Source organism: Cohnella phaseoli (genome assembly GCF_003386235.1).
GTDB lineage: Bacteria > Bacillota > Bacilli > Paenibacillales > Paenibacillaceae > Cohnella > Cohnella phaseoli.
The window spans coordinates 222,149-247,736 of sequence record NZ_QRDZ01000007.1 but is presented as its reverse complement, the minus strand read 5'-3'; the positions used below and the strand labels follow the sequence as shown (position 1 = coordinate 247,736).

25 protein-coding genes are annotated in these 25,588 nt (G+C 55.9%); 24 read left to right on the top strand and 1 reads right to left on the bottom strand.

Annotated elements, in window-relative coordinates; genetic code table 11:
• Window positions 1–5 precede the first annotated feature (5 nt).
• The 8 genes from DFP98_RS11485 to DFP98_RS11450 all read left to right on the top strand — a co-directional run bounded on the left by DFP98_RS11485 (window position 6) and on the right by DFP98_RS11450 (window position 12,651).
• Window positions 6–704: an S-layer homology domain-containing protein gene (locus DFP98_RS11485; RefSeq protein ID WP_181917627.1), complete on the top strand. Its 699-nt coding sequence runs from the start codon at window positions 6–8 to the stop codon at window positions 702–704.
• A gap of 85 nt (window positions 705–789) precedes the next feature.
• The gene (locus DFP98_RS11480) at window positions 790–2,385 is read left to right on the top strand and encodes a glycosyltransferase (protein ID WP_116060722.1); all 1,596 of its coding nucleotides are present in this window, start codon (window positions 790–792) and stop codon (window positions 2,383–2,385) included.
• Between the two features lie 12 nt (window positions 2,386–2,397).
• Window positions 2,398–3,708: a glycosyltransferase gene (locus DFP98_RS11475; protein WP_116060721.1), complete on the top strand. Its 1,311-nt coding sequence runs from the start codon at window positions 2,398–2,400 to the stop codon at window positions 3,706–3,708.
• An 18-nt stretch (window positions 3,709–3,726) separates the two neighbouring features.
• Window positions 3,727–4,593, top strand: coding sequence for a hypothetical protein (locus tag DFP98_RS11470; RefSeq protein ID WP_116060720.1), 867 nt, complete (start codon window positions 3,727–3,729; stop codon window positions 4,591–4,593).
• Window positions 4,583–7,333, top strand: a complete 2,751-nt coding sequence (locus DFP98_RS11465) for a glycosyltransferase (protein WP_116060719.1) — start codon at window positions 4,583–4,585, stop codon at window positions 7,331–7,333. The genes DFP98_RS11470 and DFP98_RS11465 overlap by 11 nt, the downstream gene beginning before the upstream one ends.
• A gap of 17 nt (window positions 7,334–7,350) precedes the next feature.
• Window positions 7,351–10,035 (top strand): sulfatase-like hydrolase/transferase, encoded by a 2,685-nt coding sequence (locus DFP98_RS11460; protein ID WP_116060718.1) that lies wholly within the window; start codon window positions 7,351–7,353, stop codon window positions 10,033–10,035.
• Window positions 10,032–10,967 (top strand): hypothetical protein, encoded by a 936-nt coding sequence (locus DFP98_RS11455; RefSeq protein ID WP_116060717.1) that lies wholly within the window; start codon window positions 10,032–10,034, stop codon window positions 10,965–10,967. The genes DFP98_RS11460 and DFP98_RS11455 overlap by 4 nt, the downstream gene beginning before the upstream one ends.
• Window positions 10,957–12,651 carry a glycerophosphodiester phosphodiesterase family protein gene (locus DFP98_RS11450; RefSeq protein WP_181917626.1) on the top strand — a complete coding sequence of 565 codons (1,695 nt, stop codon included), beginning with the start codon at window positions 10,957–10,959 and terminating at the stop codon, window positions 12,649–12,651. The genes DFP98_RS11455 and DFP98_RS11450 overlap by 11 nt, the downstream gene beginning before the upstream one ends.
• An 85-nt stretch (window positions 12,652–12,736) precedes the next feature.
• Here the strand turns inward: DFP98_RS11450 and DFP98_RS11445 are convergent, their stop codons facing one another.
• Window positions 12,737–13,033 carry an LSm family protein gene (locus tag DFP98_RS11445; protein WP_246016497.1) on the bottom strand — a complete coding sequence of 99 codons (297 nt, stop codon included), beginning with the start codon at window positions 13,031–13,033 and terminating at the stop codon, window positions 12,737–12,739.
• A 213-nt stretch (window positions 13,034–13,246) separates the two neighbouring features.
• On the opposite strand from DFP98_RS11445, the gene upp reads away from it, so the two are divergent.
• The 16 genes from upp to DFP98_RS11365 all read left to right on the top strand — a co-directional run bounded on the left by upp (window position 13,247) and on the right by DFP98_RS11365 (window position 25,584).
• Window positions 13,247–13,876 (top strand): uracil phosphoribosyltransferase, encoded by a 630-nt coding sequence (upp, locus tag DFP98_RS11440; protein WP_116060715.1) that lies wholly within the window; start codon window positions 13,247–13,249, stop codon window positions 13,874–13,876.
• A gap of 65 nt (window positions 13,877–13,941) precedes the next feature.
• Complete coding sequence (wecB, locus tag DFP98_RS11435) at window positions 13,942–15,063, top strand: non-hydrolyzing UDP-N-acetylglucosamine 2-epimerase (protein ID WP_116060764.1); 1,122 nt, start codon at window positions 13,942–13,944, stop codon at window positions 15,061–15,063.
• A gap of 251 nt (window positions 15,064–15,314) precedes the next feature.
• Window positions 15,315–15,557, top strand: a complete 243-nt coding sequence (locus DFP98_RS11430) for an AtpZ/AtpI family protein (protein ID WP_116060714.1) — start codon at window positions 15,315–15,317, stop codon at window positions 15,555–15,557.
• Window positions 15,557–15,961 (top strand): ATP synthase subunit I, encoded by a 405-nt coding sequence (locus DFP98_RS11425; protein WP_116060713.1) that lies wholly within the window; start codon window positions 15,557–15,559, stop codon window positions 15,959–15,961. The genes DFP98_RS11430 and DFP98_RS11425 overlap by 1 nt, the downstream gene beginning before the upstream one ends.
• A gap of 1 nt (window position 15,962) precedes the next feature.
• Entirely contained in the window at window positions 15,963–16,724 is a 762-nt protein-coding gene (gene atpB, locus DFP98_RS11420; RefSeq protein ID WP_116060712.1) for a F0F1 ATP synthase subunit A, read from the top strand.
• A gap of 55 nt (window positions 16,725–16,779) precedes the next feature.
• Entirely contained in the window at window positions 16,780–17,004 is a 225-nt protein-coding gene (atpE, locus tag DFP98_RS11415; RefSeq protein WP_094047624.1) for a F0F1 ATP synthase subunit C, read from the top strand.
• 101 nt (window positions 17,005–17,105) lie between these two features.
• Window positions 17,106–17,597: a F0F1 ATP synthase subunit B gene (atpF, locus tag DFP98_RS11410; RefSeq protein WP_246016496.1), complete on the top strand. Its 492-nt coding sequence runs from the start codon at window positions 17,106–17,108 to the stop codon at window positions 17,595–17,597.
• The gene (locus DFP98_RS11405; protein ID WP_116060711.1) at window positions 17,594–18,142 is read left to right on the top strand and encodes a F0F1 ATP synthase subunit delta; all 549 of its coding nucleotides are present in this window, start codon (window positions 17,594–17,596) and stop codon (window positions 18,140–18,142) included. Before atpF ends, DFP98_RS11405 begins: the two co-directional genes overlap by 4 nt.
• A 46-nt stretch (window positions 18,143–18,188) precedes the next feature.
• A complete protein-coding gene (atpA, locus tag DFP98_RS11400) occupies window positions 18,189–19,703 on the top strand; it encodes a F0F1 ATP synthase subunit alpha (protein ID WP_116060762.1) in 1,515 nt (504 codons plus the stop codon).
• Between the two features lie 89 nt (window positions 19,704–19,792).
• Entirely contained in the window at window positions 19,793–20,653 is an 861-nt protein-coding gene (atpG, locus tag DFP98_RS11395; protein WP_116060710.1) for an ATP synthase F1 subunit gamma, read from the top strand.
• 96 nt (window positions 20,654–20,749) lie between these two features.
• Window positions 20,750–22,168 carry a F0F1 ATP synthase subunit beta gene (atpD, locus tag DFP98_RS11390; protein WP_116060709.1) on the top strand — a complete coding sequence of 473 codons (1,419 nt, stop codon included), beginning with the start codon at window positions 20,750–20,752 and terminating at the stop codon, window positions 22,166–22,168.
• A gap of 27 nt (window positions 22,169–22,195) precedes the next feature.
• Window positions 22,196–22,618 carry a F0F1 ATP synthase subunit epsilon gene (locus tag DFP98_RS11385; RefSeq protein ID WP_116060708.1) on the top strand — a complete coding sequence of 141 codons (423 nt, stop codon included), beginning with the start codon at window positions 22,196–22,198 and terminating at the stop codon, window positions 22,616–22,618.
• A 232-nt stretch (window positions 22,619–22,850) separates the two neighbouring features.
• On the top strand, window positions 22,851–23,291 hold the full coding sequence (locus DFP98_RS11380; RefSeq protein ID WP_116060707.1) for a Dps family protein: 441 nt from the start codon (window positions 22,851–22,853) through the stop codon (window positions 23,289–23,291).
• Window positions 23,292–23,531: 240 nt separating this feature from the next.
• Window positions 23,532–23,903 (top strand): NADH-quinone oxidoreductase subunit A, encoded by a 372-nt coding sequence (locus DFP98_RS11375; RefSeq protein WP_246016495.1) that lies wholly within the window; start codon window positions 23,532–23,534, stop codon window positions 23,901–23,903.
• Entirely contained in the window at window positions 23,888–24,406 is a 519-nt protein-coding gene (locus tag DFP98_RS11370) for a NuoB/complex I 20 kDa subunit family protein (RefSeq protein WP_116060706.1), read from the top strand. Before DFP98_RS11375 ends, DFP98_RS11370 begins: the two co-directional genes overlap by 16 nt.
• Entirely contained in the window at window positions 24,403–25,584 is a 1,182-nt protein-coding gene (locus DFP98_RS11365; protein WP_116060705.1) for an NADH-quinone oxidoreductase subunit C, read from the top strand. The genes DFP98_RS11370 and DFP98_RS11365 overlap by 4 nt, the downstream gene beginning before the upstream one ends.
• The last annotated feature ends 4 nt before the right edge of the window (window positions 25,585–25,588 follow it).

The window sequence follows — 25,588 nt, the reverse complement described above, 5'->3', positions numbered from 1 at the left end:
TAGATTTGAATATCGATAAGAAAAGCAAGATAACGAGATATGTCGTTTCTTCGGCGATGGTCGCCAATGCGCTGGCAGCGCCGGTCGCGGTATTCGCGGCCGACGAGGCGAGAAGTCCAGACGCGCTGCAGGCGGCGGTAAACGAACTGATGGAGAAGGCCATTATGGTTGGCGACGACAAAGGACAGCTCAATCTGGAAGGAAAATTGACCCGCGCCCAGGTTGCCGCAATTTTGGCCAGGTCGTTAAACCTGAACGCGACGCTCGCGCCGGTATCGGATTTCAAGGACGTGAGCAAAGACCATTGGGGCTTGAAATACATCAGCGTCATGGACAGATTGGGAGTCATGACGGGCTCGGACGGCAGCTTCCGTCCGAACGCCGTTCTTACAAGAGAGGAACTAGCCGTCATTTTGGTTCGGATTACGCAGACAAGCATCGTGGGCAAAGGGGGCGGATTGGCGGTCAGCGATGCTAGCGAGATCAGTTCGTGGGCCAAGCCTTACGTCCAGGCCGCCCTCGAAGCCGACTTGCTCTCGGCGCCAGGCGGCAGATTCGCTCCCAAGAGCCAGGTCGATCGCAAGGAAGTGGCCTTGGTCACCTCGGCATTTATCAACGGCGACAACTTCGAGGCGTACAAGGAAAGCGTAAAAGCGCTGCTAGACGAAGGGAAGAAGATTTCGAACAGCGATCCGTCGGTCTGATCGGGCAGCGGATTTCCGAGGACGTTATCCCGCTTTCACCCGAGAGCGGGTAACGGCCTTTCCTATTTCACGAGGCGAGAAAGAAATGAGCGGGATGAAAATCGTATGCTGCATGCTGACGAGAAACAATGAGGCGTCTTTGGCCAAAGCCGTGCGAAGCGTAATGCCGCACTTGGACGACATCGTCATCGTGGATACGGGGTCCGAGGACGGCAGTGTCCAAACGGCCCGCGAGCTCGGCGCCCGCGTTTACGAAGCGGAGTGGAACGATCATTTCGGCGAGGCGCGAAATATTTCGCTGAAATACGCGGATGGGGCGGATTGGGTTCTGGTGATCGATGCGGACGAAGAGTTTGTCTGGAAAGGAGAGACCGGTCTCAAGGAGTGGCTCGGTTCTCTTGCCCGGCATACGGTTGTCGCATTCGAATGTCGCCACTACGAGACGAAGGACGACCGGATGTTGGCGGTAACTCACGTCGATCGGCTTTTTTCTCCTAGACACTATCGATACGAGGGTGGCATTCACGAAAAGCTGGTCGCAGCCTGCGAAGGGATTCAGCGACTGAACGCGCAATGTCCGTTCGCTTCCTTCCGCCACGTTGGGTACTCCTCGGAATTCCATCTCGCCAAAAGCCGGAGGAACATGAGGATTTTAGGCAGAGAGCTGCAGGCGCGCCCTTCCGACGGACGAATTCATCGTTACCTCGCGGCGGAGCTGCACCATGTCGGAAGTTACATCGAATGCATTGAATACGCGAATTCCGCGCTTAGCTTGCTGGCGGGGTCGGATGCGTACAGCAGGGCTCAAGCGCACTATTTTAAAATTATGGCCTGTCTGCATTTGGAGCAGTCATTGGAAGCCGAGCAGGCGGTTCGGGCAAGCGTTGAAGATTTGCCCTCTTATCCGGATCCTTACGCGATCCAGATCGAAATTTGCTATAGCGAACGACGTTGGGAAGAGGCCTATGCCTGGTATAGACGATGGGAGCGGAAGGTTGCGCGGCAAACGGAATTTCTGCCGGATCACTGCGGTTCGCGCGCTGACGTCATTCGTCGGCACGGACGGATCGCCGCCGTCAAGGCGAAAAAAATCGAGGAGACGTTCGGAAAAGAGGTTCGAGAAATGAAAGTGGCGATATTAATCGTCCACCCGCAATTGGAGGCGGATCGCGAGGAATTGCTGGAGCATCTCTCGCTTCGCTTCAAGGACATGCCGTACGAGATCGGACTGTGGTCCAAGCCGAGCTTTGGCAAGGACGCTAAAAATTGGCCAAAGCGAAGCCGCATCCGTTGGGTGGAGGAGCAAGGAGCGGAACAAGCCGGAGCCAAATTCGCGGCTGCATGCCGGGCGGATATTTTGTGGATATGGCACCCCAACGAGCGGCTTGCGTCCGAATGGGATGAGGAGACGTTCGCGGAGACGATTGCCTGCGGAGGAGACGTATTGGTGCGTGCCTACTCGGACCGTCTGGGGTGCGAATGGACGGAGCGGCGAATCCGGGTTGCGGCCAATTCGGGCATTGCCGATCCGGGGCTTTCCCTGTCGCGGGGCACCGCCGGAATTATCGTAGAGAGACCGTTTGTCGTCTCATCGGACAAGCGGAACGCCTATCGCGAAATCTCCTTGGGAGCTCCGCCGATTCAGCGCATGCTTGTCGCCTTCGCCTGCCAAAGGTACTAGGAGGTATTGGATATGCGCCAGCCTCCGGACGGGGCGGAGGAATGGCCGACTTTTCAATTTTATCGAATTTTGGCTTTGATTAATTTGGGCAGGACGGAGGAAGCTTCGGAGTGTCTCTACAACGCGATGGAAGCTGAGCTCGGCCCAAGGGAGACGCTGGATTTCGTCTATCTCTACGGGAAGCTTGCCGCGAACGCGGAGATGGACGAAATGAAGCGGGAGGCGCTGGGCTTATTGGTCGACACGTTAAAAGCGAATCCGGTCGTCCATTCGAAGCACGTGCGGACGACCGAGTCGGATTGGTTGTCCCTGATTGCCGAGCTTCAGTGGCAGACGGGAGACAGATTGCGGGCGCTCGTGTCCTGGCGGCAAGGCTTGGAAAGCTCCGGCTATACGAATGAGCGCTGCGTTTATCGGCTTGCCGGGGCGATTTACGAGACGCATGCGGCCGAGGGGCACGACCGAATATCCCGGGCGATTATGGAAGCCTTCCCCATCGATTCGACGGCGGCGCAAAGCATGCTTTCCCCGATATTCTCTTATTTGAATATGCCAGAGTGGTCCGCGCTATTTGCGCGTTCGCGAGAGGGAAGCTCGACGAAGCAGGCAGAAACGACTAGGCAATCGGGACGGCCGCTTGTCAGTCTGATTTTGCCCGTCTATAACGATACGCTTTATTTATTCGAGAGCATTCGCGCCATTCTGGCTCAAACCTACCTGGAGCTGGAACTCGTCGTCGTAGACGACGGATCGGACGATGACGTGGCGGCGATCGTACGTCGGTTCGCCCATGACAGTCGGGTGAAGTATTACAGATTGGAGAAGAACCGGGGGCTCCCGCATGCGCTGAATTATGGCCTGTCGAAAGCCGAGGGCTCTCTGATGGGCTGGACTTCCGCAGACAACGGAGTCCAGCCTCGATGGCTGGAACGGATGGTGCAGACTCTCGCCGCCTGTCCGGATGCAAGCGCCGTCTTCTCCGATTACTACCACATCGACAAGGACGGGCTGGCGATCGAGACGAAGCGTTTGTCCGCGTATCGGCTGAACGGGCTGCAGAACGGCGGCCCGTCGCTGCTGTGGAGAGCTTCGGCTTATCGGAAATCCGGGGGATTCGACGAGTCTCTGTTCGGCATTGAAGACAGGGATTTCGCGATTCGTCTCGCGCTGGTCGGGCGGTTCGTCCACCTGCAGGAGCCCCTGTATTATTACCGGATTCACGAAGGAAGCCTGTCTTCCAGGATCGACTCGGGCTTCGCCGGGGGCTGGCCCCGGCTGCACGAGAAGCTGAAAAGAAAGTGGCTGCATTTGAGCTTCGTATAAAACCAAGGAAGTGAAGTTATGATCCGATTGGAACCTAATGCGGAAGCTGCCTTCTTGCAGCAGAGCCATCAAGAGCGGCAATTGGACGCGCTTGGGGAACTGAGCCGAAGCAGGAGGCTGGAGCTTCATCGCCTGAAGCGGATGGCGGAGGAAATGGATCGGGACGCGGCAGCGCGCAGGGAAGCGGTACGGGAGAAGCAGCGGGAGATCGAGGCGCTGCGGCTGCAGGTCCAAAGCCTGTCGCAGCTGCTGGAAAGCCGGACGGCTCGGGTTTCATACGATTCCGATTATCGGCAAAGGCGACAGTATTACATGGAGGCCTCGCGGAGGATCGACCCGGCAACCTCGCAAGCGAGCGAAATGCTCCGGCTTAGGGCTTCGCATAAGGGCGTTGTCGTGGCGCCCGACGGGCTCCGTTTCAGCGACGGCCGCGTGTCGGCTTTGTTGAAGGGGTTAGCTAACGAAGGCTTCGTTTGTTTGACCTATGTCGATCGCGGAAACCGCTCCTCGGGCACGGACATGCCGGATGGCTACTATGAATTCGAAGATGAGGCCGCTCTTCTTGGCTGGCTGATCGAACGAAAAATTGCGCCGACGATTTTATGCACCTGGGTATTGCAAGCCGCCTGGTTCGATTTGCTGCCCGCCAAGACGATCTGGTACGACCTCTGCGAGCACGAGGACCTGCTGTGGGGAATGGATGCTTCGGCAAGGCTTAAACACTACGAGCTGCTTAAAGAAGCCGGACTCGTCACCTACTCGGACAAAAGATGGAGACCTTACGCCGCGGCCAGAAAAGATGCGTTCGCGCTGGAGTCGGGAGTCATCGCCGCTATGCTTCCCACCTTAAGCGCACAGCTGGAGGTGCGCAAGCATGCGGGATAATCCCGAGGCCTTCGCGGCGCCGACGGCGGTACAGCGGGAGGCGGAAGCTCTTCGCAGAGCATTGGAACGTTTTCAGGCGCTGATTGAGGATCAGTTCGACTCGTTGGAGAGCCGTAAGCGGACGATCGCGGAGCTGGAGAGGGAGGAGGAGGCCGGAGAGGCGGCCGTCCGGCAGCTTCGCGAGGAAATCGTTCGCCTTGAAGGCGAGCTGGCGAAAGCGGATCTGCTCTTCGCTCCGCGTTATCGCGACCAATCCATCTATTACGGCCAGTTCGTCGAGTCGCCGTTGACCGACGAAGCAAGACGGATCATGCAGGTTGTGCAAGGCGGGGATTATCGCGGGATCGTCGTTTATCCGATCGCCGTGCACTGGGAGCCGCTTCAACGTCCGCAGCAATTGTTGATCGAATTCGCCAGAAGGGGCTATCTTTGCTTTTTCTGCGAGCCCGGCGGCCAATTCCGCCTGAAGGAACGGGAGCGGGGGCTGTACGTCGTATCCGGGCAGGAGCATCTGCTTCAGGCCTTGCAGACCTGCCATGTTCTCGTGCTGAATACGTATCTGATGCAAAATGCGTGGGCCGATCATCTTCCCCACAAAACGGTATGGTACGACGTTCTCGATCGGGTCGATTTCTTCGGTCTCTACGATCGCAATATGCTGGCCAAGCATTACGAGGTGCTGCACGAAGCCGATCTGGTTACGTATTCTGCGCGTCGATTGGCCGAATACGTGGGGGACCGGCCCGATGCCGTCTACTTGCCGAATGCTGTGCGACCGGAGGACTTCCGGACAGAATCGGCAGGGAAACGCGAAACGCCGGAAGAGCTTAATGCGATTGTCGCGAAAAACAAAAAGATCGTCGGCTATTACGGAGCGATCGAGGAATGGTTCGATACGAAGCTGGTCATCGAGCTGGCCCGCTTGCCGCAGGTCGAAATCGTCCTGATCGGACATTGCGGAATTTCGCAGGACCCGTTCCCGGACAACGTGCATTTTCTTGGACCGAAGCCGTATGAGAGCCTAAAGGAATATGCCGAGCATTTCGACGCGCTCATGATCCCATTTGTCGTGAACGATTTGACGAACGCGGTTTCGCCGGTGAAGTTTTTCGAATATTGCGCCATCGGCAAGCCGATTCTGTCGACACCGATCGCCGAGGTGCTGCCTTATGCCGGACCCGGGATCACGATCGTTCGTTCAGGGGAAGGTTTGGCGTTCGACGACTGCTTCCGGAGCTTGACCCCGGATGCCCGAGCGCGCTTGCGCTCGATCGCCGGCTCCAATCAGTGGAAGACGAGGGCCGACGAGATCGAGTGCGAGCTCGAATCCCGGCCGGGCTGTCTGAAGCTGTTGGCCAACCGCCTCCATGACCCGCATGTCAGCGTATTTACTGCAACGTTCTTCGACTACGATGGGGAAAATTTTTATACGGGCGGGGCGGAAAGATACCTTATCGATCTTCACGAAGTATGCGAAGAGCTCGGCGTGAGGCTGGATCTGCATCAGTACGGCAATTACGCCTGGTACCGCAAGTACCGCAATATCGACGTTTACAGTCTCGGCCATGGGACGCTGGATATCGGGGAATTCTCGATGGAGCGGCTTAATGCGTTTAATCGGCGGTATTTGTACGCGGAGGAAGGCAAGTCGCTGCTTCACATATACTCGGCGTTCTTCCAGGCTTATCCGCGCGTCGCCCATCCCAGCATCGGGATCAGCCACGGCGTTGCGTGGGACAACCGGGGAAGCGACTACGCGAACGGCGAGCAGTTCTGGCTGAGCAACGAACGTTTTATTCGCAGCGCGGAGCACCTGCAGAAGATCGTTTCCGTGGATACGAATACAGCGAATTGGTTTCAAACCGTCTCTTACCGAACTGGGCAGCAGATGTTGACGATACCGAATTACGTCGATCCGAACGAGTTTTTCCCCGTTCCGCGGAAACGAGACGGAAAAATTCGCATTGTCTACCCCAGGAGACTGTATGAGGCGAGAGGCTTATATTTAACGCTGGCCTCGACGGATCGCATTTTGGCCCGGTATCCGTCGACCGAATTCCATTTCGTCGGCAAGGGCTTCGATGAAGACGTTCGGCAAATTCGCGAAGCGATGAAGCGTTGGCCCGGCCGCGTCTTCTGCTATCATCGAGATCCAGATGAGATGCATGCGGTCTACAAAGAAGCGGACATCGTATTGATTCCAACCTTATACAGCGAAGGGACGAGCCTGTCCTGCCTGGAGGCGTGCGCAACGGGCAACGCCGTGATCGCGACCAGAATCGGCGGTCTGACGGACATCGTCATCGACCGGTTTAACGGGCTTCTCGTCGGTCCGAACGCCGAAGCTTTGGAGGCTGCGATCGTCGAGTGCCTGGACAACCCGGAATTGCGCAGGCGAATGGGGAGTAATGCGCTTCAAGTGTCCAAGGCCTTCGATAAAGCAAGTTGGAAGGAACGCTGGAAAAAGGTGATTCGGGACGCTCTCGGAAGCGAAGAGCTTCAAAACGACGGCAGGGCGAAAGCGGAGAAGCGCGAGCCCGGAGAGATCGAATTCCGCTTGGGGCCCGGAGCGAAAGAGGCAGATTGGCTGCCCGAGGTCGTAGGTTGCCTGAAAAAAGGAATGGCCGTGTTTATCCGGGGGGACGGCGGTCAACCGCCGGAGTCCAGCTTTGGCCGGCTGCAGTGGATCGCCGAAGAGACGGAGCTTAGCTTTCGGCCAACCGTGGCAAGGTTCGACTAGGAAGAAGGGATAAGGTTATGTCCTCCGTAATACTCGTTTTTGTTTTTATCGTGTGGCATTTGAGCTGGAACATGGCTTTGAATCAGGCGCGCGGCTTGAAGCCGCTCTCCATGGAACAAATCGCGGCATCGACCGTCGCCGGCGCGACTCTCCAGTTGCTCGCCGATTGGAACGTTTGGGCGACGATCGCCTTGACCTTTTTGGCCAATCTGGCCTATTACGGGAATGTGGTCCATGCGCGCTTCTTCGGGCATCCGATCCCGCTTTCGCACATCAAGCAGTTTTCGCGCTCCGCGAAGACGGCTTCTTCGAGCGCCGCAATGCTCATTCAGTCGGCCGGCCGACTGGCGAAGCGGGGCGATATCGTGTTGATCTTTGTGTGGGCGGAAACGCTTGCCGCCCTCTTTATTGTCGGCGATCCGGACGACCCCTTATGGGAATGGCGGGTTTTGAACGGGGCGCTTGTCGTCCTGGTCGCTCTCACCTTAAGGCAATATCGCAGGCTGAAAACAGGCGCGATGGAGAGCCATCTGTTCGGAATGTTCGTCTCTTATTATTTCTCCTGGCTGTTGGCGCGGAGAAGCCGGGCGGAGCAAGAGCGAATGCGCGAGGAGTCGGCAATGCTGCGGAATGAAGATAGTGAAGGAGGAGGGGACGGGGACGAGCGGGCCGATGACGATCCCTCAGGGGACGAATGGTTCGGACGGTTTAAGGGGATGAATCTCATTCTGATTCAGTTGGAATCGTTCCAGCAGTTCCTGCTGCATCGCCGAGCTGCAGGTCAGGAGATTACGCCGTTCCTTAACCGGCTGGCCCGCGAAAATCTGGCTTTCACGGACATTTTCAGTCAATACGCTCAAGGACACACCTGCGATGCCGAATTGGCCGTGCTGCAATCCTTGTATCCCTTGAAACGAGAGGTCGTCAATTACAGGCACTACGACAAGAAATTCCACGGGCTGCCGGCGATATTGCGAAGCCACGGTTACCAGGCGACGGCTTACCATGGGTACAAGGGCGATTTCTATAATCGGCGCACGATGATGAAGACTTACGGATTTGAGGCGTTCTATTCGGAAGAAGATTATTTGTCTACGGATCGGGCCTCCTATTGGATGTCGGATTTTTCGTTTTTCGAGCAATCTGTCGAGAAGATCAAAGCGATGAAGCCGCCATTTTTCTCGTTTACGATCAGCTTGACCTCCCATTTTCCGTTTGAACTCGAACAGAGTCTGTGGGGCCTTCAGCTGGATAATGACGTTCCGGAGCCGTTGGTCCGATACTATCAAAGCGTCAATTATACCGACCGGGCGCTGCAGCGGTTTTATGAGCTGCTGGAACGGGACGGATTGCTGGAAAATACGGTTTTCGCCGTCTATGGCGATCATGAAGGGATCGGATTGGAGCATCTTCCGGTGTTATACGAAGAATTGGGCATCCCGCAATCGAACTTGCTGAGGGAAACCAACAGGATGAGCGTAGCGCAAGTGCCTTTCGTCGTCGCCTGCGGCGATCCGAGCCGGAGAATCGCGCACGTATCCGACAGGGTCGGCAGCACGCTGGACGTGGGACAGACGCTGCTTCACCTGCTGGGCCTGCCGAAAATCGCTTATGGAATGGGGGCAAACCTGTTTTCGGCGCCTGAGGATCGAGTCGTTCCCTTAACACAGTTCCATCCGGGCTCCTTTGCGACCCGCGACGCGCTGTGCTGCGCTTCCGAATCCGGCGATTACGTGTACAGCGCTATTTTCGACCGTGAGAAAGAAACGATGGTTCTTCCGGTGTCGGGGATCAACAAAAGCAGGTTCGAGTATAGTCGCGAGAAGGTTAACCGGTCGGAGCATTTGATCGCCAACGACTTGCTCGTTCCGGATCGTCCTTCGGAGGTCGCGGAGGGAGAGGGAGCGGCCGTACAGGCGGCTTTTACTCCGAACATAGAGCGATTATTAAGCATCGCAGACGATGAGGCGGTCGTCATTCCGATAACGCTGGACATGGATAGTCAGTATTCAGGCGGTCAGACGAACCCGGACGAGATGAAACGATTGGAAAGCTATTACCGGCGGGCAAGGAGAAAGAACATTCGTTTTTACTCTACTATCGACTGGGACGCCAACGAGCAGCAGATTTATTTCGGGGATCGCTCCTATGCGGATAGACTGATCGAAAAAGGCTACCAGGTGGAGCCCGTGAATCCGGTTTCCCTGCCCGAGTATTTGCGAGGCCTTCCGGATCACTCTCTGATCGTGGTCGCGGCCAAGGACGAAGCTTCCGCCCAGTTCGGACAGAGGTTTGCTCGGGAGATGGCCGAATACGGCTTTCACCAGTTGGACGTTACGAAATATCGACACAGCTATGCAAACCTGATTTATAAAAATAAAGGATACGTCTCCTTGTACGAAGAGGCGACCGAGCTTCCGATCGAAAAGAACTGGCCGAACGGGGCGCTGATCGACGGAATCGCGCTGCCTTGCGATCTTCAAGTCGGTAGTCGGGGCGCGGCGGCGGGCAATCTGTCCGAGATCAAGGTCAACGGCTGCTCGTGCAGCCGCAATCAAAGGGGATTGAATTTCGCGGTGGTGGACATGGAGACGGGAGCCGTCGCGGAAATGTTCGGAGCGGACACGTTCGCGTCGACTCACATCGATACGCAGATGTATCGGGCCTTCAAGGAAAGATCTTCCCGGGAGGTGGGCGCATGAGCGAGGTGTGGTTGAAGGCTGCGGCAGCGGCATTGTTTTTGACTTGGATTTCAATACTGCTCGCTATGAGGAAGCCGGGCCCCGGGTTGCCGGCCATTCTCGATCCGAAGAAGGCGTTCGCTTCGGAGGAAGATTCGGTCGAGCCGGAGGCTGTCGCCGCAGCGCCTCCGTACTCGTTCTCGAAATGGGAGAAGCTGTTGGGGGAGGAAGACGGCACCTGCAAGTTCATCTGTGAAAACCCGCGATGGGAAGAGGCAGCGGAAGCGTACGACGTTTTTGCGAAGAGCTGCGAGGAGAAGGGGATTGTCTTTGTAGGGCGGGAGCGTTCGGATTGGATCTCCAGGCGCATAACCGCGCATTTCGACGACTGCCGCTTGATGCCGCTCCTGTGGGCGGAAAACTACCATGTTCATCTGGTTCAGGGGAGAAGCTTATTCGATCTGCTGAGGGAGGCGGCGCCTTTCTCGATTATCATTATTTCGGTTAAGGACGACGGCTCCCAAGCGTTGAATCACGATTGGCAAGAGAAGCTTTGCGAAGTAGGCGTACGTTCGCTGACCAGGGAGCATTTGCGCCATAGCTATATCAATATCATTTGGAAGAAATATCACAATACGTATATCAACTTATACGAAGAGTGTTCGGTCGGGCCGTTGGCCAAGCGTTACGATCAAGGGGACTTCATCAACGATTTCAAGTTTCCGATGTGCTTGGAGGTCGAGAGCGCAGGCTACCACGCGGGCAATTACTCCCGTATCCGGATCGACGGCCGGCAGTGCTCGCAAAATCTGCGAGGCATGAACATCGCCGTATTCGATATGATAGATTCCAAGGCGGAAGGGATTTACAGAGTGGATACGTTCATTACCATGTATGAGGATAACGCCATCTATCGCGCCGTTCCGGCAGAGGGGGAGAAGAATGCTTCCTAGGATGGCCGAGCTGGTCTCGCTGGAGCGGGAGAGCATCTACATTCCGCCATCCGGCATGCCGGCGGAGAAGAGGAGCGGAAAAGCCGGTCTGGTTTACGCCGCCTATTGCTCATCGCTGTACCGGCGCCACGGGGTTTGGATTCGTTCTTTTGCCGATATCGTCCTGGACCGGAACGACCGGCCGATTTATTTTCATGCCAGCTCCTATATTCCCCACTTGAACTATCAAGGGTACGGCATCAAGGCGGTGGAGGGATGCGGGTTGCTGGATTATCTCGGCGGCATTCCCGAGGGCGCTTACGCGATCGTCTCCGTTAAAGACGAAGGAAGCCAGCAAATTGCGGACGAGGTTGCGGAACGCTTGCGTCTGTTCGGCATGGCCGAGCTTGACAGACGGAAGCTTCGCCACAGCTACGTGTGGATCGGCCGTAAGAAAGAAGGAACGTCCTACGAGGTGCTGCACGAAGAATGCTCGGTCGAAGAATTGCGGTGGGAAGGGGTGCTGGGAGAAACCGAGGCCGTCGTCGCGAGCGGAGGCTCCCTGTCGACGAACGTCAGCAGCATACGGCTGAACGGGATCGAGAGAAGCCCCAATCAGAGAGGACTCAATATCGTGACCTGGGCTTCCGGCTTGCAGGTGGAGTCTACGTGCTTCGACACGTTCGCAACCCTGCATGCGCAAGGGAGCTTGTACCGCGCCGATCCGCCGCGCCCCGCGTCCGGCGACTTCCGAACGATCGGCCACGCCGGGGGCAGACTTGACGGGGTAGACTATACCAACTGCCTGGAGGCCTTTGAGCTTAGCTATACGCAGCGCGGACATCGCGTCTTCGAAGCCGATATTCTGCTGACCTTGGACGGAGAGCCCGTGCTCAGACATGATTGGGAGGCTTATTTGTACCGGCATCTTCATCAGAAGCGGCCGGAGGGGCAGGCCGAGGGTCAGCCGCTTACTCTGGAGCAATTCAAGAGTCTGAAAATCTTGAATCGTTATACGCCCGTAACTGCCGCCGATTTGTTCTCGTTCCTCATCCGCTATCCGGACGCCTGTTTGGTCACGGATACCAAACACTCCGACCCCAGGCTTGCGGAGCGTCAATTCTCGAAGCTGGTCGAGGCGGCCGCTCCATTCGGCTACGACGTCCTGCTGCGCGTGATCCCGCAGCTGTATACGGAAGAAATGTACGATGCGGTCGAGAGGGTTTTTCCTTTTCCGCGATACGTCTACACCTTGTACCAAACGAAGGCGACGGACGATGAAGTCGTCCGGTTCGCGGCGAGCAAGGGAATACGCTTCGTCGCCGCGAGTTCCGACCGCTATAGCGTGGGGCTGGGGCAGCGGCTAAAGGATGTCGGGGCATCGGTATTCCTTCATACGATCAACGATCTCGACTCCGTTCGAAGATATGTCCGCGAGCAGGTAGACGGATTTTATACGGATGTATTAACGGCCGCCGAAGTGGACCGGGCTTTTGTCGCCTATGAGGTGGAGCTGCATACGAGACGGGAAATGTTAAGCGAATTCCTGGTTCGTTATTTTGATTTCCCTGACGAGAAAGTTTGTCAGGCGTTGGATTGGAGGAGTCTCGACGAATTGGCGGGGCTTTCCGGACGATTATTCGATTGTCGAACCGGGGAGGAGGTTTATTCCTTGCTAAACCCGGATCGGAGAACAGACTTGTAGAGCGACTCAAAAGTAACGTGAGAAGAACCTCTCCCGCATCGGGCAAGAGAGGTTCTTTCGCACGCGGGCCTCGCGGGACCGGTCATCAGATCAGCAGCGTGATGACCAATAGCTCGAACAGCACCAGCGTAAGAATCGCGTTGGAGGCGTAGGGGCCGAAGAAACGGGCATCGCCGGTCATGAGGTGCAAATAAGTGTTGTCCGCTCCTACGACAACGCCTTCGTACGAATGTCCGTCAATCGTCTCTATGCGAACCCGACGATTCATGCACTGGCCGCATATGCCGGCAAGCTTCTGGCGGGTTTTCCGCATTTGGTCGCACCACTGGCTGTCGGCCTTGTACAGCTGCGTCGAGTCGGCGGGCGCGGAACGGGATGGCATCGTCATTCCTCCTAAGATGTCTGTGCTTTATGCTATGCGTTCGCCTAACGGGAGGTGAGACTAGAAATTTATTCGACGAAATCCGCGCGGAGGAGGAAGGATGTTATGCACCCGTTCGGAGACAATGATATAATGAACGGTGCAAGCTACATAGGAGCACGGCCGGAAGCGCTGAGGCGCTTGCCGTCGCCGTAGAAGAAAGGGTAGAACACAATGGGACGACTCGTCATTTGCGATCATCCGCTGATCCAGCACAAAATCACGTTTATTCGTGACAAAATGACAAATACGAAGCAATTCCGCGAACTGGTCGACGAGGTGGCCATGCTGATGGCCTATGAGCTGACCAGGGACGTTCCGCTATCCACCGTGCGAGTTGAGACGCCTGTTCAGGCCACCGAGGGGAAAGTGATTGCCGGGCGCATGATGGGACTGATCCCGATTTTGCGCGCAGGGCTCGGAATGGTCGACGGCGTGCTCAAAATCATTCCTTCCGCGAAGGTCGGTCACATTGGCCTGTATCGCGATCATGAGACGCTGCAGCCGGTGGAGTACTATTGCAGCCTGCCGTCCGACGTGACGGAGCGGGAGCTGATCGTGATCGATCCGATGCTGGCAACGGGAGGCTCGGCGAATGCGGCCATCGACATGCTGAAGGCGCGGAATTGCCGTCCTACGAAGCTGATGTGCCTGATTGCGGCTCCCGAGGGCGTAAAGGCGGTTCAGGAGAAGCATCCGGATATCGATATTTATTTGGGAGCTTTGGACGAGAGGTTGAACGAGCACGGTTACATCGTTCCGGGGCTGGGCGATGCTGGTGACCGGCTGTACGGCACGAAGTAAGGCAAACAAGAGAAGCATTGTTTTGTAGGAGAGGGAGAGAAGAGTTGAGCGACAAAATCAAAGTCATGACGATTTTCGGCGTGCGGCCGGAAGCGATTAAGATGGCGCCGCTGATTTTGGAATTGCAGAAACACCCGGAGCAGATCGAATCCATCGTATGCGTCACCGCACAGCACCGTCAGATGCTCGATCAGGTGCTTGAGGTGTTCGGAATCACGCCGAACTACGATCTCGATGTCATGCAGGCAAGCCAGACGCTTAACGAGGTTACGATTCGCGTTCTGCAAGGATTGGAGCCTGTGCTGAAGGAAGCGAAGCCGGACATCGTACTTGTACACGGCGATACGCTGACGACTTTCCTGGCCAGCTACGCCTCGTTCCTGCAGCAGATCAAGGTCGGTCACGTAGAGGCGGGACTGCGGACGTGGAACAAGCTGTCGCCGTATCCGGAAGAGATGAACCGGCAGCTTACCGGCGTGCTGGCCGATCTGCATTTTGCCCCGACTTCGTGGTCCGCAGGCAATCTGATCAAAGAGAACAAGAATCCCGACACGATCTATGTCACGGGCAACACGGCCACCGACGTATTCCAATACACGGTGAAGCCGGATTACGCTCATCCCGATCTGGAGTGGGCGGCGGGCAAAAGAATGATTCTGATGACGGCGCACCGCCGCGAATCGCTCGGAGAGCCACATCGCCAAATCTTCCGCGCGGTGAAGCGAATCGCCGACGAATTCGAGGACGTCGCGATCGTCTACCCGGTTCACCCGAACCCGGCCGTTCTCGAACCGGCCCGCGAAATTTTGGGTGAGCACCCCCGGATCAGATTGATCGAGCCGCTGGACGTGGTAGGGATGAACAATTTCTATGCGCATACCCACCTCATTTTGACCGATTCGGGCGGTATTCAGGAAGAAGCTCCTTCGTTCGGAGTGCCGACGCTGGTGCTGCGGGATACGACGGAACGTCCGGAAGGCATCGAGGCAGGCACGCTGGAGCTTGTCGGGACGGACGAAAAGAACGTTTACGAGCGGACGAGGGCGCTGCTGACCGATGCGGCTTTGTACAAGCGGATGAGCGAAGCGTCGAATCCTTACGGCGACGGTCAGGCCTCGCGGAGAATTGTCGAAGGAATTTTACACCATTTTCGAGGGACGGAACGTCCGGAGTCTTTCGGCCGGTAAGAAGGCCGAGCAGACGGCAACAGCCGGAAAGCCTTGCGAGCCGTACAGCGTACAGTTGGACTGTATGGTTTGCGAGACCGGAAAGTCTTGATATTACGCGGTTTTCATCTGTCGTGTTCACATAAAATTTGAATTTCGCTCGATTGACAAACCGCGCGAAGCAAAGCTACAATATAACGTGGAACTTGGGTGGAAAGGGCTTACTTCGATTGGTTTCAATCCCCCGAGGAAACAGCGAGGAGCGACGAAAGATGGCGAATTCCCCGAAGATCCCTCCGCAGGACGAAAACCCTTGGCGGGCGGCCGGACTCGTGACGGCCATCGGTGTGGAGCTTGCCGTTCTGGTCGGTCTCGGTTGGTGGCTTGGCAGCGCATATGATGAGAGAAACGGCACCGACAGCGGGTACATCGTCGGTCTAATCGTCGGTCTCGTCGCCGGAATCGGCTCGGCAATCGGCCTTATCCGCAAATATGCGGGAGGCAGGGGGTCATAATGGACGATATTTCGGTAATTATGCGCAAGATTAGCCGCATCACATTCTTCTTTTTGTTCTTGGGTTGCTTAGGCTGGGCGATCTGGCCCGAGTGGGGAATCTACTTCGGAGGTTTCTTGATCGGCGCGGTCGGCAGCATCCTTTTTACTTGGCAGCTCGCATGGAAGGTAATCCGCATTGCCGATTTGGCTGTCGGAGGACGCAGGGGACGGGGCTTCGGCTTCCTGTCCAGGGCGGCGATCGCATTGCTGGCCGCGGTCATTTCCGTCAGAACGTTGGGGTACGACCCGGCTGCTACGGTGGCTGGATTAATTGTGACTCCGATGGCAACACTCGTATTGGGATTATCGTCCATCCGCAGACGCAATGGACATCCCTCAAATGAAAGGGGTGAAAAGCAGTAACATGGATCATTTAGTGCCCATTATTAAGATTTTCGGTATCGAATTTGACCTCGCAGCTATTCTAATGGTTGTTCTATCCAGTATTATCGTATTCGTGCTGGCCCGACTGGCCGTTCGTAATCTGTCGGTGGAAAACCCAGGAAAGCTACAGAATTTCTTGGAATGGGTCGTCGAATTTGTCCAGAGCATTATCGGCATGGCGACGGATTTCAAGAGAGGCCGGGTCTACACCGGGCTTGGGCTTGCGCTTATCATGTATATTTTCGTGAGCAACATGCTCGGCTTGCCGTTCGGGATCGTATCCGAGGCGCATGATAATCAAATTCCGAAGGTGTTCGGCCAAGAGCTGATCGTCAAAGGAGAACACGAGCATCTCGCTTGGTTATGGTGGAAGTCGCCGACGGCGGACATGGCAATGACGATGGCTCTGGCTCTTACGGTTATCGTGCTGTCGCATATCCAAGGCGTGCGTCATAATCGCAAGCACTACCTGAAGCACTATTTTGAGCCGTGGCCATTCTTCCTACCGATCAACCTGATTGAGACGGCCGCTAAGCCGCTTACGCTAGGTCTCCGGCTTTACGGTAACATTTATGCAGGCGAAGTCATGATCGGGATCATCCTCGGGATGGGCTGGGTCGGCATTCCGGCGCTCATGGTTTGGCAGGGTTTCAGTATTTTCGTAGGCGCGATCCAAGCGTTCGTATTTACGATGTTGACGATGGTGTACATCGGTCAGGCAAGTATTCACGACGAGCACTAACCCATAGGAATTACCCATTAAAAATAAACCCACACTCTTGAGGAGGATTTACAAAATGGTATACGGTCTGTTGGCAGCGGCAATTGTTTTTGGTCTTGGTGCGTTCGGCGCAAGTATCGGTAACGGTATGATCTTCAGCAAAACAATCGAAGGAATCTCCCGTCAGCCTGAGCTGCGCGGTTCCCTGCAAACGACGGCGTTCATCGGCGTAGGTCTGGTAGAAGCCCTTCCGATCATCTCGCTCGTTCTTGCATTCATCTTGATGGGTCAAGCTGAGTAATACGGTAACAAGAATAAGGCGGGGAGTGCGATGCCTCCACGCCTTCGTTTTGCGAAGCACGAAACAGCTTAAGTAAAGCCGTATGAAAGGAGTGAAGATCCGTGTTGGAAAACATTGTTTGGTCCAACTTTTTTGTTCAATTAGTTGCGTTTCTAATTTTGTTCTTACTACTGCAGCGGTATGCGTTCAAACCGTTGTTCAGCATCATGGAGAAACGTCGCCAGATGGTTCTCGAGCAAATGAACAGCGCGGAAAAAAATCGCGCGGAAGCGGATCAATTCATCGAGGAGCAGAAGCAAGCGCTTCAGCAAGCGCGCAAAGAAGCTCACGATATTATCGAGCAAGCTAGAACGACTAGCTCCCGCCAGGCGGAAGATATCGTTCAAGCCGCTCGCGACGAGTCCAACCGCATCAAGGAAGAGGCGGTTCGCGAGATCGAAGCCGAGAAGAATAAGGCGGTTGCCGCGCTTAAAGCGCAAGTCAGCGGCCTGTCCGTCCTGATCGCTTCCAAGATTATCGAGAAACAAGTCGACGAGCAGTCCCAGAAGGAGCTTGTCGATCAATACCTGCAGAATGTAGGGAATAAATCATGAGCCGCGCTTCGGTAGTCGCCAAGCGCTATGCGAAGGCGCTATTCCAAGCGGCCAACGACAAAGGGCTCGTCGCGGAAACCGAGAGCCAGCTTAAGCTGATCGTAGACGTCGTTGCAGGAAATGCCGATCTTCGCGCATTCCTCGTGGCGCCCAACATTACGTTGGACACGAAAAAAAAGACGCTGTTTCAAGCGTTCGGCGCGGATGTGTCGCCGATCGTCCTGAACGCCGTCGGCTTGCTGATCGAGCGCGGACGCGAAGGCGAATTGGCCGGCGTATTGGACGCTTATTTGCAAGTGGCGGGCGAAGCTCTCGGCCGCGCGGATGCTCACGTGACCTCGCCTGCTCCGCTTAGCGAACAGGAGAAGTCGAATCTCGCGGAGAAATTCGGCGCTCTGCTAGGCAAGACCATACGGGTTACGAATTCCGTAAACCCCGAACTGCTCGGAGGCCTGACCGTTCGCATCGGCGACACGCTGTACGACGGCAGCCTGAAGGGCAAACTCGAACGTCTGGACAAAACGCTGCAGACCGCGGCGATCTAACGAATAATAATACCATTTGCAAGCAATGGAGACAGGGGTGAACGAATTGAGTATTAGGCCCGAAGAGATCAGTACTCTGATCAAGAAGCAGATCGAGCAATATCAATCCGATATTCAAGTCGTCGACGTCGGCACCGTCATCCAGGTCGGTGACGGAATCGCGCGCGTGCACGGTTTGGAAAAATGTATGGCGGGAGAGCTTCTCGAGTTTGAAGGCGGCGTTATCGGCATGGCCCTCAACTTGGAAGAAGACAACGTCGGTGTCGTTATCATGGGTCCTTACACAGGCATCCGCGAAGGCGACCAAGTAAAAAGAACCGGCCGCATCATGGAAGTTCCGGTCGGCGAGCAATTGCTCGGCCGCGTCGTGAACGCTCTGGGTCAGCCGATTGACGGCAACGGACCGATCAACACGACGAAAACCCGTCCTATCGAATCCCCGGCTCCGGGCGTTATGGATCGTAAATCCGTTCACGAGCCAATGCAGACCGGTATCAAAGCGATCGACGCGATGATTCCGATCGGCCGCGGCCAACGGGAATTGATCATCGGCGACCGTCAGACGGGTAAGACGACGATTGCGGTCGATACAATCGTTAACCAGAAAGGCAACGGAGTTATCTGTATCTACGTTGCAATCGGTCAGAAGCAATCGACCGTGCGCGGCTTGGTTGAAACGCTGCGCAAACATGGTGCCCTCGACTACACGATCGTCGTAACGGCGAACGCGTCCGAACCGGCTCCATTGCTCTATCTCGCTCCTTATACGGGCGTATCGATGGGCGAAGAATTCATGTACAACGGCAAGCACGTTCTGATCATCTATGATGACTTGACGAAGCAAGCCGCCGCATACCGCGAATTGTCCCTCTTGCTTCGTCGTCCTCCGGGCCGTGAAGCTTATCCGGGCGACGTATTCTACTTGCACTCCCGTCTTCTCGAGCGCGCTGCTAAGCTGAGCGACGAGAAGGGCGGCGGTTCGATGACCGCTCTGCCGTTCATCGAGACGCAAGCGGGCGACGTCTCCGCTTATATTCCGACCAACGTAATCTCGATTACCGACGGTCAAATCTTCCTTGAAGCAGACCTGTTCTATTCCGGTCAACGTCCGGCGGTTAACGTCGGTATTTCTGTATCCCGGGTAGGTAGCTCCGCTCAAATTAAAGCGATGAAGAAGGTTGCGGGCACGCTCAAAACCGACCTCGCGCAATATCGCGAATTGGCTGCGTTCGCGCAATTCGGTTCCGACCTCGATAAAGTGACGAAGTCGCGTCTGGATCGCGGAATCCGTACGCTCGAAATTTTGAAGCAAGGCGTTAATCAGCCGCTTCCGGTCGAGCGCCAAGTCGTATCTCTGTATATCGTAACCAAAGGCCATCTGGACACGATCCCCGTACAAGACGTTCGTCGCTTCGAAGCGGAGTTCCTTGCTTATGTGGAAGTGAACCGTCCGGAAATCTTCCAGTCGATCCGCGATACGAAGGATTTGACGGCCGATACCGACAGCGCTCTGATCGACGCGATCGCGACGTTCAAGAAGGGCTTCAACACATCGGCATAAGATAGATTCGGAACATGGAACTCGAGTCGCAACAATAAGCTTGAGCCGGGTTTGCCGTCGGCAAGCCTGGCAATAAGGTGGTGAAACGATTGGCTAAAGGGATGCGCGAGATCAAGCGCTCGATCAAGAGTAAGCAGAATACGAAGCAGATTACGAAAGCGATGGAGATGGTCGCCGCTTCGCGGCTGAGAAGAGCCCAGGAAGCAGCCGTCTCCGCTCGACCCTATACGGACAAGCTGAAGGAAGTCGTATCCAGCATTGCATCCGCTTCGGGAGGCAGCAAGCATCCGATGCTCCAGAGCCGTCCGATCAAGAGAACGGCCTATCTGGTGATTACCTCGGATCGCGGTCTTGCCGGAGGATACAACGCCAACATTTTGCGTAAAGTGCTGTTGACGATTAAAGAGAAGCATAACTCGAAGGACGAGTACGCCGTATTCGTGATCGGCCGTAAAGGGCGCGACTTCTTCCAGCGACGCGGTATTCCGATCGTCGAGGAAGTGACCGGACTGTCTGATTCTCCTAAGTTCTCGGACATTAAAGAGGTTGCGGCCAAAGCGGTTCAAGGCTTCGAAGAAGGCAAGTACGACGAGCTTCACTTGGCTTACAACGAATTCAGGAACGCGGTCACCCAAATTCCGACGCTTAAACGCTTGCTTCCGCTTGGCGATATCGCCGCGGGAGCCGACAAAGCCGAATACGAATACGAGCCGTCCGCCGAAGAGGTGCTTAACGTGCTTTTGCCTAAATACGCAGAGACGCTCGTGTTCAGCGCAGTGCTGGAGGGCAAAGCGAGCGAGTTCGGAGCGCGTATGACGGCAATGGGCAATGCGACGAAGAATGCGACGAAGATGATCGCCGATTTGACGCTGCATTACAACCGTGCTCGTCAAGCGGCAATTACTCAGGAAATCTCGGAGATCGTCGCGGGAGCGAACGCACAGCAATAACAATTGTGACGATTGCTCAGTGATCGCACTATCGTGACGACCAACCGTAGATGCAAGGCGCAACTCGTTGGTCGCACTATTTTAGGAGGTAAATCCATGAGCAAAGGGCGCGTTGTTCAGGTTCTGGGGCCTGTTGTCGACATCGAGTTCGACCACGGTCATCTGCCAGACATTCTCAATGCGATTAAAATTGAAGCGAAGGCCGAGAGCGCTAGCGGCACCGACGTCAGCCTTACGGTTGAAGTCGCGCAGCACCTTGGCGACAATCTGGTTCGCGCGGTTGCGATGTCCTCTACCGACGGTTTGGTTAGAGGAACTGAAGCGGTCGACTTAGGCGTACCGATCACGATTCCTGTAGGTCCTGCGACATTGGGCCGGGTATTTAACGTATTGGGCGATTCGATCGACGGCAAAGGCGAAGTCGACCGTGCGAATACGAACCCGATCCACCGTCAAGCGCCTTCTTTCGAAGATTTGACGACCCAGACGGAAATGCTGGAGACGGGAATCAAAGTCGTCGACTTGCTCGCGCCTTACACCAAGGGCGGTAAGATCGGTCTGTTCGGCGGCGCAGGCGTAGGTAAAACCGTTCTGATGCAGGAGCTCATCCACAACATCGCATCCGAGCACGGCGGTATCTCCGTATTCGCCGGCGTAGGGGAGCGTACCCGCGAAGGTAACGACCTCTACCACGAGATGACGGAATCCGGCGTTATCGCGAAGCTGGCGATGGTGTTCGGTCAGATGAACGAGCCTCCGGGCGCGCGTATGCGCGTTGCTCTGACGGGTCTGACGATGGCGGAATATTTCCGCGATGAAGAAGGCCGCGACGTTCTGCTGTTCGTCGACAACATTTTCCGCTTCACGCAAGCGGGCTCAGAAGTATCGGCACTCCTCGGCCGTATGCCTTCCGCGGTTGGTTACCAACCTACGCTGGCAACCGAGATGGGTCAACTGCAAGAACGTATCACCTCTACGAAAAAAGGTTCCGTAACGTCGATCCAAGCGATCTACGTACCTGCGGATGACTATACCGACCCGGCTCCGGCTACGGCGTTCGCTCACTTGGATGCGACGACGAACCTGGAGCGTAACATCGCGGCAATGGGGATTTTCCCGGCGGTTGACCCGCTGGCTTCCTCTTCCCGGATTCTTGCGCCGGAAATCGTCGGCGAAGAGCACTACACTGTAGCGCAAGGCGTTAAGAAATTGCTGCAGCGTTACAAAGAGCTTCAAGACATCATCGCCATCCTCGGTATGGACGAGTTGTCCGATGAAGACAAACAGGTCGTTCAACGCGCTCGCCGCATTCAACTGTTCCTGTCCCAACCGCTGCACGTTGCTGAGGCGTTCAACGGCATTCCTGGAGTCTATGCTCCGATCAAAGAAACGATCCGCAGCTTTAAGGAAATCCTCGAAGGCAAGCACGACGATCTTCCGGAACCGGCTTTCCACAACGTCGGCGTTATCGAGGAAGCGGTCGAGAAAGCGAAGAAACTCGCTGCTGAGGTTTAATCCGGCGGCTGGTTTGGAGGGATCGATATGAGTACCTTACGGTTGGAGATCGTCACTCCGGAGCACAAGGTTTACGAGAAAGACGTGAATATGGTCGTCGTTAAAGGCGTGGCCGGCGAGCTCGGCATTCTGCCCAACCATATTCCTCTGGTTACGCCGCTGAAAGTGGCTCCGGTTAAAGCCAAGATCGGCAATACGAACGAATTCATTGCCGTTCACGGCGGTTTTATGGAAGTGCGAAAGGACAAAGTCGTTATTCTGGCCGAAGCTGCCGAGCTGGAGTCGGACATCGACGTTTCCCGCGCGCGTCTTGCGAAGGAACGGGCTGAGCGCCGTCTCGCGCAGAAGCAAGCGGACATCAGCGCGGCTCGCGCTGAACTGGCGCTGCAGCGCGCCATCTTGCGGCTGGAAACGGTCCACGAGCGGGAACAGCAGCATCGGAACCAATAAACGGCTTTATCGACCGCCTGGCGGAAGATCGAACACGATCTCCCGTTGGGCGGTTTTTTTACGTGTGATCGCTGTCTCGTATGCGTTTATTCGCCGGTATCCCTTTTGCTCAGAAGGGGAACTATGTCGGCAAGCGAGGATGAATAGGAGTCAGAAGTGACGGGTGTCACTGATTCATTTCGACGAGAAGGGGTACATTAGAGATAGACAAAAAGTTTAAGGAGTGGCTCAGATGAATTCGAATTCGTTGACGGATAAGTTGAACGTACAGTTGTCCAATTGGTCGGTGCTATATTTTAAGCTTCACCATTATCATTGGTATGTGAAAGGGCCGCATTTCCCCGTGCTGCATGCGAAATTCGAAGAGCTGTACGACATGGCGGCTCTGAAGCTGGACGATCTTGCGGAACGGATTCTCTCAATCGAGGGCAAACCGGTATCGACGATGAAGGAATTTCTTGCGCAGGCGACGATAAAGGAAGCGGATAAAGCCAAGACGGAGAATGACATGCTGTCGGCCACGATCGAGGATCTGAAGGAGCTGATTGAAGGGCTGAAAGCGGCCGCTTCCTCGGCTGAAGAAGCGGAAGACACCGCAACTTCGGATATGCTGATCGGCCAGGTGGAAGAGCTGCAAAAGCAGGTTTGGATGCTGAAAGCGACGCTGGCATAAGACAGATAGGGATCGAAGGAACCGCCGGAGCATAAGCTCGGCGGTTCCTTGCGCGCTCTGGACTAGCGGGGACAAAGCAGCATATATATGTATAAGGGAGTGCTCAATACCCCAATATTTTCCTCCTCTACCTTTCGACAAGATTGGACAACTTCCATTGAAAACGCTTTTTTCATGGACTTGATTGGGAGCATTTGCTATAATTATGGGGTAAATTCACCTGTTTGCGGAGGCGTTGCAGTGGAGAATTATATCAATTCATACGTCATTGTTACGGTCTTCTTGGTACTAGGTATCGCTTTTCCGATTTTCGTGCTGTGGCTCGGTTCAATTCTTAGGCCCAAAAAACCTACCGAAGAGAAAATGACCACTTACGAGAGCGGCAACGAGCCGGTTGGAGACAGCCAGATCCGCTTTAACGTCAGGTACTACTTGTACGCGCTTATGTTTGTCGTATTCGATGTCGAAACCGTATTTCTGTACCCTTGGGCCGTAGCTTACAATCAGCTTGGTCTATTTGCATTAATTGAGATGCTGATTTTTGCGGGCTTGCTGCTCGTTGGTCTGGTGTATGCATGGAGAAAGAAGGTGTTCAAATGGAACTCGATTTAGCGAACGTATCTCCGGAGGACCGGAAGGAAGTGGAGCGTAACGTTTTCTTTGGCACCATTGAACAATTGAAGGGGTGGGCGCGAAGCAATTCGCTATGGCCGCTGACCTTCGGTTTGGCATGCTGCGCGATCGAAATGATGGCTGCGGGCGGGGCCCATTACGATTTGGACCGTTTCGGGGTTATGTTTCGGACATCGCCTCGTCAGGCTGACGTGATGATCGTATCGGGAACGGTGACCAAGAAGATGGCGCCGCTGCTCAAGCGTCTGTACGACCAGATGCCCGAGCCGAAGTGGGTCATCGCGATGGGTTCCTGCGCAACGGCTGGTGGCCCGTACGTCAAGTCCTACTCCGTCGTGAAGGGAGTCGACCAGATCGTTCCCGTAGATGTATACATACCAGGCTGTCCGCCGAACCCTGCCGCTCTAATCTATGGAATCAATAAACTGCAGGCGAAAATTCGCTACGAGGCAAAAACCGGGAAGCAGGTGACTAGCCGATGAGCGAAGAGAACAAACGGGACGACGATAATACGATAGAAAATAAATCTCCGGAAGCGCAGGCGCCGGCAGAGGCTGCTGCTGCGGAAGCCGCGGACCAACAAGAGGCGGACGCGGCAAAGGAGCAGGCGAACGAGGAAAAGCAACAGGAGCAAGCAGCAGCGGAGCCAGTGGCGGATAGCGCGCAGACGGAAGCCGAGGATGTAGCGGCGAAGCCTGAAGCACAGTCGGCAGAGGCCCCGGCAGCGGCAACGCCGCCGACAGTCGAGGACGCTGCGCCAGCGCCGGCTCCGGAACGTCGCAAGGAGACGGACGAAGAGAAGGCGGCCCGCCGTAAAGCGACGCTTGAGGCTCGCGAAGCGGCCAAGGTAGCAGCGGCACTGGCGGCCGCCGAAGCGGCGAAAGGAGGCGCATCTGCGGGAGCCGCAAGTGCGCAGCCCGTCGCAGGGGATACGCAGGCGACGCCAGCGGCACCGGCCTCGGCCGCTCCAGCGGCAGGCGAAAGCGATGCGTCCGCGCCGGCTCCGGAACGTCGCAAGGAGACGGATGAGGAGAAGGCGGCGCGGCGTAAAGCTGCGCTGGAGGCTCGCGAGGCGGCCAAGGCTGCAGCGGCCCAAGCGGCTGCGCAAGGAGGCGCGCCAGCGACGGCTGCAGGCGGAGACGGGAGCCCGGGAGGCGATGCGCCTCCGCCGAAACCTCCGTCGCCGAGCCAGCCCCGTCTTGATCGCGTTGCGGCGATGCTGCGCGAGCTTGTCGCGGAGGATGCGGTAGAGGAAGCCTATATCAATGAAGCAAACGATCACCTGCCGACGCTCGTGATCAAGAACGACCGTTGGGAGCAGGCGGCAAGGCTGTTCTGCGATCACGCGGAGTTGGGCTGCAAGTATTTGCGCAATGTTTCCGGCGTAGATTACGAGACTCACATGGAAGTCGTGTACTACCCGTGGAACATGAACGCCCGCGAAGGTTATTGCGTGAAGGTACGTACGGATCGGGACAATCCGTCCGTCGCGTCCGCCACTCCGATCTGGGAGACGGCGAACTGGAACGAGAGAGAAATTTACGACTTGCTGGGCGTCGATTTTCCCGGACATCCGGATTTGAGACGCATCATGATGCCCGACGATTGGGTCGGCCATCCGCTTCGCAAAGACTACGTTCCGCTGGACCCGGAGGTGTAAGATC